This window comes from Roseomonas sp. TAS13, from assembly GCF_001950415.1.
Classification (GTDB): Bacteria; Pseudomonadota; Alphaproteobacteria; order Acetobacterales; family Acetobacteraceae; genus Roseomonas; species Roseomonas mucosa.
The window spans coordinates 1-10,080 of sequence record NZ_BDLP01000154.1 but is presented as its reverse complement, the minus strand read 5'-3'; the positions used below and the strand labels follow the sequence as shown (position 1 = coordinate 10,080).

The 10,080-nt window shown below is 67.8% G+C and carries 10 protein-coding genes; all 10 read right to left on the bottom strand.

Going from position 1 to position 10,080, the window contains the following annotated elements:
- Positions 1–96: 96 nt before the first annotated feature.
- Positions 97–621: a DMT family transporter gene (locus ROTAS13_RS13135; protein ID WP_253187678.1), complete on the bottom strand. Its 525-nt coding sequence runs from the start codon at positions 619–621 to the stop codon at positions 97–99.
- Positions 618–1,844, bottom strand: coding sequence for an FAD-dependent monooxygenase (locus ROTAS13_RS13130; RefSeq protein ID WP_252572424.1), 1,227 nt, complete (start codon positions 1,842–1,844; stop codon positions 618–620). Before ROTAS13_RS13130 ends, ROTAS13_RS13135 begins: the two co-directional genes overlap by 4 nt.
- A gap of 87 nt (positions 1,845–1,931) precedes the next feature.
- Positions 1,932–3,281, bottom strand: a complete 1,350-nt coding sequence (locus ROTAS13_RS13125) for an MFS transporter (RefSeq protein WP_075822566.1) — start codon at positions 3,279–3,281, stop codon at positions 1,932–1,934.
- A gap of 97 nt (positions 3,282–3,378) precedes the next feature.
- Positions 3,379–3,657: a muconolactone Delta-isomerase gene (gene catC / locus ROTAS13_RS13120; RefSeq protein WP_019461950.1), complete on the bottom strand. Its 279-nt coding sequence runs from the start codon at positions 3,655–3,657 to the stop codon at positions 3,379–3,381.
- A 20-nt stretch (positions 3,658–3,677) separates the two neighbouring features.
- Entirely contained in the window at positions 3,678–4,835 is a 1,158-nt protein-coding gene (locus ROTAS13_RS13115) for a muconate cycloisomerase family protein (RefSeq protein ID WP_026033342.1), read from the bottom strand.
- A 68-nt stretch (positions 4,836–4,903) separates the two neighbouring features.
- The gene (catA, locus tag ROTAS13_RS13110) at positions 4,904–5,833 is read right to left on the bottom strand and encodes a catechol 1,2-dioxygenase (RefSeq protein WP_026033341.1); all 930 of its coding nucleotides are present in this window, start codon (positions 5,831–5,833) and stop codon (positions 4,904–4,906) included.
- Positions 5,834–5,885: 52 nt separating this feature from the next.
- Positions 5,886–6,680, bottom strand: a complete 795-nt coding sequence (locus tag ROTAS13_RS13105) for a 1,6-dihydroxycyclohexa-2,4-diene-1-carboxylate dehydrogenase (protein ID WP_075822565.1) — start codon at positions 6,678–6,680, stop codon at positions 5,886–5,888.
- 1 nt (position 6,681) lies between these two features.
- Positions 6,682–7,725: a benzoate 1,2-dioxygenase electron transfer component BenC gene (gene benC, locus ROTAS13_RS13100; protein WP_075822564.1), complete on the bottom strand. Its 1,044-nt coding sequence runs from the start codon at positions 7,723–7,725 to the stop codon at positions 6,682–6,684.
- Positions 7,726–7,743: 18 nt separating this feature from the next.
- Positions 7,744–8,274: a benzoate 1,2-dioxygenase small subunit gene (benB, locus tag ROTAS13_RS13095; protein ID WP_075822563.1), complete on the bottom strand. Its 531-nt coding sequence runs from the start codon at positions 8,272–8,274 to the stop codon at positions 7,744–7,746.
- 10 nt (positions 8,275–8,284) lie between these two features.
- Positions 8,285–9,631 carry a benzoate 1,2-dioxygenase large subunit gene (gene benA / locus ROTAS13_RS13090; RefSeq protein ID WP_019461944.1) on the bottom strand — a complete coding sequence of 449 codons (1,347 nt, stop codon included), beginning with the start codon at positions 9,629–9,631 and terminating at the stop codon, positions 8,285–8,287.
- Positions 9,632–10,080: the final 449 nt, after the last annotated feature.

The following is a 10,080-nucleotide window of genomic DNA, read 5'->3' as shown; positions in this document are numbered from 1 at the left end:
TTCCGACGCCTCGTCCGCGACTATGAACGCCTGCCCGAAACACTCGCAGGCCTCCATCTCGTCGCCTTTGCTTGCCTCATGCTCAAGCACCTCACCTCAATCACCCAGGTCCACAACAGCCTCTAGGCAGACCGCCAGCGGCAGCAGCGGCAGTCCGCCACTGTCCAGGCCCGGATGGACCGTGCCCGGAACAGCCAGGCCCGGCGCGAGGACGAACGCCGCCCCCGCGAAGCCGAGACCGATGCCAAGCCAGCGACGCGGCCCGACTGCCTCGTCGAGCAGCGGGATGGCCAGCGCGGCAGTCAGCAGCGGCTGCAGGCCACCCACCAGCGCGGCGATCCCCGCCGGCAGGCCATGACGCACCGACCAGAAGACGCCGAAGAGATAGGCGCCTTGCATCAGCACTCCGCATAGCAGCGCCGCGCCCCAGGCGCGCGCCGACCGGGGCCACGGGGCGCCGGCGGCCAGGGCCAGCAGGGCGAAGACGACGGCGCTCAGGGCGAAGCGCAGGGTCAGGAAGGCCAGCGGCTCCGCATAGGGGCCGACGAAACGCGCCAGCACGAAGCCGGTGGCCCAGATGCCTACGAAGAGGAGTGGCGCGATGCCGTCGAGCCGGTTCACGCCGCCCTGGCCTGCGACGGGGAGGGACCGGACGGCCCGCCCGCCGATTGCAGGGCATCGAAGCCGTGGATCCAGCCGAAATCCTCGGGAAAGCACGCCATGCGCCGATCGCGCTCCGCCAGGCCGGGCCCATCGGGTAGGTGCAGCAGCGCGTTGGTGATCCAGGAACTGCGCTGGATCTTGCGCGTGCGGGCCCGGCGCAGCGTCTCGTAGCGCAGCAGGACCGTCTCCATAGCCTCGCCGCGCCCCAGGAGTTCCGCCAGGGTCAGGGCATCCTCGATGGTGGTGTTCGCACCCTGTCCGTGATGGGGCAGCATGGCATGCGCGGCATCGCCCAGCAGAACCGCCTGCCCGCGCGACCAGCGCGGCAGCGGCCGGGTGACGAAGAGGCCCCAGCGCGCGTAATGGGTGGCGGCACCGATCATCTCGGTCACGGCGGGATGCCAGCCATGGAAGGCCGCCAGCGCCTCCTCCCGTGAGGCCTCGTCCAGCCAGGCGTCGCGGCGCGGCCAGGGGCACGGCCCCTCGGTCACGGCGAAGAAGTTGACATGTCCGCCCCCGCCACCGATCGCGTAGTGCAGGAGATGCGCCCCCGGCCCCATCCAGAACTGGATGGCCTGCGGGTCCGGCAGCGAGGGCAGGCGATCCACCGGCACGATGCCGCGGAAGGCACTGGTGCCGGAATAGAGTGTCTCCTCGCGCCCCGTGATCCAACGACGCAGGATGGAACGAACGCCGTCGGCGCCGATCGCCAGATCCGCCTCGGCGACATGCCCGTTGGCGAAGCCCAGGCGCAGCACCGGTCCCGCTTCCTCGACCGAGGCGAGGCGGTGCCCCAGATGCAGGCCCTCTCCGCCCAGGGCGCCGCTCAGGACCTTCTGAAGGTCGGCGCGGTGGATGCCGAAATAGGGCGCGCCGAACCGGGCGCGGTAGGCGCCTCCCTCTCGCACCGGATGCGCGGCGATACGGTGGCCGTCGCGCCAGTCGCGATAGATCAGCTCCGTTGGCTCGGCGGACACGGCGCTGAGCGCCGGCATCAGGCCCAGCCGGTCCAGCTCCCGCGTGGCATTGGCGGAAAGCGCCACGGCCGCGCCGATCTCTGCCAGGACCTGGGCCTGCTCGTAGACCTCGGCGCGCAGCCCGCGCTGGCGTAGCGCCAGTGCCAGGGTCAGTCCGCCGATCCCGCCGCCGATGATGGCGATGCGGGGGTGCTTCCGTACCATGATCAGGACACTCCCATCCATGATATCTGCGCCGCGTTCAGGCCCGGGCGGCTTCCCGGGCCATCGCGACGTCCCGGTTGATAGAGTTCAGGCTGCCGGGCTGACCGTCACCGCCGGGGCCGCCACCCGGCCCCTGACGGAGGCCATGGCGAGCATGGCCAGGGCCGCGATGAAGGCCGGCACGGCAGCCACGCTGAACACCGTGTCGAGGCCCCAGCCCAGGGACAGCAGCACCCCGCCCACCATGGAGCCGAGCACAGATCCGATCCGCCCCACCGCATTGGCCCAGCTCACCCCGGTGCCGCGGTTGGCGGTCGGGTAGTAGGCGGCGGACAGCGCATTGAGCCCGACCTGCGCCCCAGCGACGCCGAAGCCGGCGCCGAAGATCGCGAAGACCAGCAGGCCGGGCTGCGCCGTGGTGCTGCCGAGCAGGGCGACGAAGCAGCCGGCCAGGAGATAGGACGCCGCCAGCACGCGGTGCGGCTCGAAGCGGTCCATCAGCCGGCCGATGATGATGGCGCCCACCGTGCCGCCCGTCGCCAGCGTGGCGGCCATCAGCGAGGCATTGGCGACCGAGAAGCCTGCCGTGGTGATCAGCAGCGGCAGCCAGGAGGAAAGCAGGTAGAAGACCAGCAGGCTCATGAAGAAGGCGAGCCAGAGCAGCAGCGTACCCGTGGCCAGGCCGCCGCGGAAGAGCTGCGCCACGGGTGAGCCCTTGGCCCGGCGGATGCCGGTGAAGACGGCGCCGTCCAGCAGGACGCCGGGCGCGATGCGGGAGAGGATGGCGGCGATGCGCGCGGACGGTGCATCCCTCAGCACCAGGTAGCGCGGCGATTCCGGCAGCAGCACCCAGAGCACCGATACCAGCAGCAGCGGCAGAAGGCCGCCCAGCGCCAGCAGGCCCTGCCAGCCATAGGCCGCCACGATATGCGAGGCCGCGAGCCCCGCCGCGGCGGAGCCGATGGTGAAGCCGCAGAACATCAGAGTGACCAGGGTCGAGCGCCGGTGTTCCGGGCAGAATTCCGAGGTGAGGGTGATGGCGGCCGGCATGGCGCCGCCCAGGCCAAGCCCGGTGACGAAGCGCAGCACCACCAGGGACTCGACCGAGGTGGCGAAGCAGGATGCCAGCGTCGCCGCACCGAAGAAGGCGGTGGCGCCGAGCAGCACGCGCTTGCGCCCGATCTTGTCCATCAGCGGCCCGAAGAGGAAGGCGCCGACCATGAGGCCGAACAGCCCGGCGCCGAAGAGCGGGGCGAGCTGGGCCGGCGTCACGCTCCATTGCGCGCGCAGCGCCGGGGCGATGAAGCCGATGGCCGCCGTGTCGAAGCCGTCGATGGCCACGACCAGGAAGCAGAGCGCCATGACCATGCCCTGGAAGCGCGAAACGGGATGAGTGTTGATGAGTTCCTGGACGTCGATGGATCGTGCGGTGCTCATTACCGGAAGTCCTCCTGTTTGGGGATTATCGTTGTCATCACAACCGGCAGTGGCCACGCCGCCACCCCGCGAACAGAGGTGGCGGCGCGGGGGGACGTCACGCGATCGAGGAAGGATGCCTCGCGAGCGGCGTGACGGTGATCTGCATGAAGGGAAAGAGCGGCAGGCCGGAAAGGATGGCGTGCAGCTCGTCATGGTCGGCCACGTCAAAGATGCTGACATTGGCGTAGCGGCCGGTGACACGCCAGATATGCGGCCACTTGCCCTCGCGCTGCAGCTTTTGCGAAACGGCCTTCTCCTGGGCCTTCAGCCGCTCGAAGGAATCCTTGTCCACATCGTGCGGCACGTGGATGTCCATCTGGACGCAATAGAGCATGGAAACCGTCCTTATGAGGTTCAGGCCCGCGCGTAGCGGCGCAGCTTGTCCTGATCGAGGGTGACGCCGATGCCGGGGCCGGAGGGGAGGTGGATGTGGAAATCCTCGAAGCGCAGCGGCTCCGTCACCAGATCGTCGGTGAGGATCTGCGGCCCGAAATGCTCGCAACCCCAGGCGAGGCTGCGTAGCCCGGCGAAGGCCTGCAGATGCGCCGAGGCGCCGATGGAGCTTTCCAGCAGGCAACCGCCATAGAGGCCGATCCCGGCGGCCTCGGCCACGGCGGCGACCTTGCGCGTGTTCAGCAGGCCGCCATGCTTGACCAGCTTCAGCGAAACCACGTCGGCCACGCCACGCTGCGCCACGGCCAGCATGTCATGCGCCGAGAAGACGCATTCGTCCGCCATCAGCGGCACGGAGGAGCGGCGGCGAAGCCGCGCGAGCCCGTCCAGGTCCCAGGCTGGCACGGGCTGCTCCACCAACGTGACGCCGAGCTCCGCCAGCACCGGCAGGCAGCGCAGCGCCGTGGTCTCGTCCCAGGCTTGGTTGGCGTCGACGATCAGTGTCGCGCGGCCTTCGAGCGCCATGGCGAGGTGGCGCAGCCGGGCCAGGTCGGTTGCCGGCGCCTCCGCGCCGATCTTGACCTTGAAGGTGTTGTGCAGGCGCGCGGCGATCTTGCGCTCCGCCTCCTCCACCTCCTGCACGGGGTCGCCCGAGGCCAGGGTCCAGAGCACGGGCACCCGGTCGCGCACCACGCCGCCCAGCAGCAGCGCGGCGGGAATGCCGAGGGTCTTGCCCACCGCATCCATCAGCGCCGTCTCAATGGCGGACTTGGCGGCGGTGTTGCGCTTGGCGGCGGCATCGAGCTGAATGCCGATCAGTTCGAAGCGGTCCGCCGGCAGGCCGGCGATGGCCGGAGTAAGATAGGTATCGATATTCGCCTTGATGCTCTCGACGCTTTCCTCGCTCCAGCGCGGGCCGCCGAGCGTCGCCGCCTCGCCGATGCCGGTGACGCCGTTGGCCAGCTTCACCTCGACGATGACATAGCTCTGGGCGGTGACGGACAGGGAGGAGAGCTTGTGCCGCCGCACCGTGGGCACGTCCACGATAGTGCTGCGGACCGAGGCGATGGCCAGGTCACGCCGCAGGTCGGCCGGGGCTGTGATGGGGCTGTCGAGCATGGGCATAACCTTGGAAAGGGGAGGCCGTGGGGACCCGGCCGCCGCAACAGGGCGGCCGGGTGGCGGCGTCACGCGGCTGCGGCGTGGACGCGGTGGATCTCCGTGCTGGGCGCGGCGGCCGCCTCGCGGTTGAGCACGAAGTCGAAGCTGATCTCGGCGAAGGGCGCGTTCAGGCCGCGCTTATGGACCTCGGTCGGGTCGTCGATGCGGCGGACGGGCGGGATCAGATCGTCACGCGTGGCGAAGGCGAAGTCGTCATGCAGGTACTTGTCGCCATCGATGTTGATCTGCGTCGTCAGCTTGCGGAAGCCCGGCGCGGTGACGAAGAAGTGGATATGCGCCGGCCGGTTGCCGTGACGGCCGAGATGGTTCAGCAGTTCCTGCGTCGGCCCTTCCGGCGGCAGGCCATAGCCCGAGGGCAGGATGGAGCGGAAGCGGTAGCGGCCCTCGGCATCCGTCTCGATGCGGCGGCGGAGATTGTACTTCTCCTGCGACGGATCGAAGAAGGAATAGCCGCCCAGGGTATTGGCGTGCCAGACATCGACGATGGCGCCGGCGACGGGGTTGCCGTCCGCGTCCCGCACCTGCCCGTCCATGAACAGGACCTCGCCCTGCTCGTTGCCGTCGTCGAGCCGTGCCTCGCCCTTGCAGAGCGGTGCACCGGCGATATACAGGGGCCCCTCGATGGTGCGCGGCGTGCCACCCTCGATGCCGGCCTTGCGCTCGGCCTCGTCCATGCGGATGTCGAGGAAGGTTTCCAGCCCGAGCCCGGCCACCAGCAGGCCGCCCTCGTTCGCCTGCCCCACCCGGGTCAGGTAGTCGACGGCGGACCAGACCTCGTCCGGCTGCACGTCGAACTCCTCGATGATCTTGAAGACATCGGCAACGATGCGGTTGATGATCTTCTTCATCCGCGCATCGCCATTGGCCTGCTCGAAGCCGCTGAGCTTGGTCAGCAGCGTCTGCACCTCGGGCATCGCCATCACGCTGTCAGTCATTGTCCTCTTCCTCCTGTTTGGCCGCCCGCACAGTGGCGGGATTGGCGGTCTGTCAGCCGGGATCGCCGCCCGAGACGGGCAGGGTGACGCCGGTGATGTAGGAGGCATCGTCCGAGGCCAGGAACAGGATGGCGGCAGCCTGCTCCTCGGTCGTGCCGTAGCGGTGCATGAGGCTGGAGGAGAGGGTCTGCTCCACCACCTCGCGGAACCAGGCCTTCTCCTGCTCCCCGATCTCCTGCAGGTTGCGCGGGATGCGGCGCGGCGGCGCCTCGGTGCCGCCGGGGGCGATACCGCAGACGCGGATGTTGTGCGCGGCATATTCCATGGCGAGGCAGGCGGTGATCGCGTTCACCCCGCCCTTCGCCGCCGCATAGGGCACGCGGTTGACGCCACGCGTGGCGATGGAGGAGAGGTTGACGATCACCCCGCCTCCTGCCGAGACCATGGCCGGGAGCACGGCGCGGCAGCACCACAGCGTCGGGAAGAGCGAGCGGCGGATCTCCGCCTCGATCTGCGCCTCCGCGTATTCGGCATAGGGCATGGCCCAGATCGTGCCACCGACATTGTTGATCAGGATATCGACGCGGCCGAGGTGCTCCTGCGCCCGCTCGATGACAGAGGTGGCGCCGGCATAGCTCTCCAGGTCAGCGGTGACAGCCAGGGCCTTGCCGCCCCCGGCCTCGATCTCCTGCCGCAGCTCGGCGACCAGGTCCGAACGGTCCACAAGCACGACGCTGCCGCCCTCCCGCGCCAGTCGCAGCGCCGTGGCCCGGCCGATGCCCTGCGCCGCGCCGGTGACGACGGCGACCTTGCCGGTGAAGCGGCCCTCAAAGATGCGCGTTCCCATCTCAGGCTGCCTTCCGGTGGGATTCGCCGGTCGCCGTCACGGCGCCGCTGGACGAGAATTTCTCGTAGTAGAAGTTCGCGGGCGTGATCCCCTGCTCGGTGAGCCAGCCGCGTACCGCATCCACCATCGGCGGCGGGCCACAGAGGTAGATATCCACGTCGCCGCCGTTCAGGCGCTCCGGCTTGATGTGCTGCGTGACATAGCCCTTGCGCGGATGCGCGCTGGTCTCGGCCGCGACGCAGGTGGCGAAGGTGAAGCCGGCGATGCTGGCGGCATAGGCCTCCAGCCGGTCCAGCTCCACCAGGTCCGCGTCGTTGGTCACGCCGAAGACGAGATGCACCGGATGCCCGCCTGTCCCGGTCTGTTCCAGCCGCCCCAGCATGGCCAGGAAGGGCGCCAGGCCTGTGCCGCCCGCCAGGAAGAGCACGGGCCGGCGCAGGTCGCGCAGGTAGAAGCTCCCCGACGGGCCCACGATGTCCATGAGCATCCCAGGCTTTGCCTGCTCGCGCAGAAAGGTGCTCATCCTGCCCTGTGGGATGTCGCGGATGAGGAAGGAGAGGACATCCGAACCCGGCGTGGAGCTGAAGGAGTAGGAGCGCCGCTCCTCCGTCCCCGGCACCTGCACGTTCACGTACTGGCCGGGCAGGAAGGTGACGCAGCCAGCGCCCTCGAGCGAGAAGGCGATGGTGGTGTCCGACAGGCGCTCCACCTTCGCCAGACTCGCCTCGAAGCGCTGGCCCGCCGTCTTGCAGACTTCCGAGGAGGCAGCGATGCTGACCACGCAGTCGCTCTTCGGCCGCATCTGGCAGGCGAGCGCCTGGCCTTCCGCCGCTTCCTCCTCGGTCAGCGCGTCCTCGATATAGTCGCCGCCGTCATAGGTCCCGGCCTCCACGCGGCACTTGCAGGTGCCGCAGGCACCATCGCGACAGTCGAGCGGGATGTTGATGCCCGCGCGGTAGGAGGCGTCCGCCACCGTTTCTCCCGCTCCGCAATCGATGAAGCGCGTGACGCCATCCTCGAAGTTCAGGGCGATCCTGTTGCTCATGCTGTCCTCCCCTGCACTTCAGATGTGGTAGATGTCGACGACATGGTGGATGTAGTCGTTCTTCAGCACCACCTTCTTGCGGGTGATCAGCGGTTGCACGCCGCGGGTGTCGAGCGTGTAGAAGGAGGTGCCGAAGTAGGTGTCGGTCGTCTTGTAGCGGAAGCTGAGGTTCACCCAGTTGAAGCGCAGGCGGCATTCGCCTTCCGTCTGCTCCAGGATCTCCACATTGCTGATGTTATGCGAGGTGCGCGGCTCCGGCAGGCTGGTGGCGCTGGAGCGTTCCGTGCGGATACGGAAGACACGATCCTGCAGCCCGCCCTTGTTGCCGTACCAGATCAGCGAGATCTCCGACTGCGGGTCCTCGGTCAGCCCGTCGTCGTCGTCCCAGGCTGGCATCCAGAACTCGACATCTGGCGCGTAGTGGGCGAGCCAGCCGTCCCAGTCGCGATCATCCAGGCAGCGCGCCTCGCGGTACAGGAATTGCCGGACATCCTCGATGGAGAGCAGTCTCCGTCCGGCGGCAGGCGGGGCTTCGAGCGTGATGGACATGGTTTCCTCCTCAGCCCTTCGATGTTTCCAGGAGCTGGGCCTTGCGCATCTCGTCGCGCCAGTATGCGTGCTGCAGCACGAAGAGGCCCTCGTCCTCGGTGCGCAGCCCGCTCATCAGCGGCTTCAGCCCGATCGCCTCGGCGGCCTCGTCGGCGCCCTTGATCCAATGCGCCGCGCCGCGGCACATGTCGTTCCAGCGGGCATTGCGCGCCATGTAGGACATCTGGCAGGCACGGAACTCCTCCAGGTCGTCCGGCGTCGCCATGCCGGAAGCATTAAAGAAGTCCTCGTACTGGCGGATGCGGTGGGCGCGCGCCTCGGGTGCCTCGCCCTTCGGCGCGATGCAATAGATCGTGACCTCGGTCTTATCCACCGCGATTGGCCGGTAGGTGCGTATCTGCGAGGAGAACTGGTCCATCAGGTAGACGTTCGGATAGAGGCAGAGATTGCGCGACCGCTGCACCATCCAGTCGGCGCGCGCCTGGCCGTACTGCGCCGCCAGCTCCTCGCGCCGCTCCCAGTTCGGCCGATCCTGTGGATTGGCCCAGTTGGTCCAGAGCAGCAGGTGGCCATGCTCGAAGGAATAGAAGCCGCCGCCCTGCTTCGCCCAGCCACCGGCATCCATGGCGCGCACCTTGTCGCCCTGTTCCTGCTGCTTGCGCTGCTGCGTCGTGGCCGCGTAGTTCCAGTGGACCGAGGAAACATGGTAGCCGTCGGCGCCATTCTCGGTCTGCAACTTCCAGTTCCCGTCATAGATGTAGGAGGAGGAGCCGCGCAGCACTTCCAGCCCGTCCGGCGACTGGTCCACGATCATGTCGATGATCTTCGCCGCCTCGCCCAGGTGCTCGGCCAGCGGCAGGACGTCGGGATTCAGGCTGCCGAAGAGGAAGCCACGATAGGCTTCGAAGCGCGGCACCTTCGTCAGGTCATGCGAGCCATCCTTGTTGAAGCTCTCGGGATAGCCCGCGCCTTCGCCGTCCTTCACCTTCAGCAGCTTGCCGGAGTTGTTGAAGGTCCAGCCATGGAAGGGACAGGTGAAGCTGCTCTTGTTCGCCCGCTTGTGGCGGCACAGCATGGCGCCGCGATGGGAGCAGGCGTTGATGAAGGCATTCAGCTCGCCATTTCGGTTGCGGGCGATGAAGATGGGCTGCCGCCCCATATGCGTGGTGAAGTAGTCGTTCTTGTTCGGGATCTGGCTCTCATGCGCCAGGTAGATCCAGTTGCCCTCGAAGATATGCCGCATCTCCAGCTCGAAAAGCGCGGGATCGGTGAAGATGTCCCGCGCCACACGGTAGGTGCCGTTGTTGGCATCGTCTTCCAGTGCCGTATCGATCACTTGCTGCACGGAATCGAGCATCGTTTGCCTCCTTGTATGTTCTGGTCCCGGACTGCCTGGTGCGGGCGCGGTATGGCCAGCGACTCCTGGCCATGCGCCGGACCCCGCGCGAGTGCGCTAGACCGGAACGAGGGGATGCGGGATGTCGGAGCGGAAAGCGGGCCTGGGATGCCATGGCGACTTCCCGGACGATACCTGGACCATTATTTTCCTCCTGCTTCCGGACTTATTCACCGGGTGCAGCGCAGCAATCCAAGACCAAATCGGTCTCCACCATACCCAGGAGGTATCGACTGGAACTCCGGCAGATCCGCTACTTCGTGGCCGTGGCTCGTGAGCGGAACTGGGATTGACCCGGTTTGGTGGACACCCTGAAGCTTTCGCCAGAGGTGTTCCTGATGCCCAAGACGCATCCGCCGTACTCGCCTGAGTTCCGCCGTCAGATGGTTGATTTGGTCCGTGCCGGACGG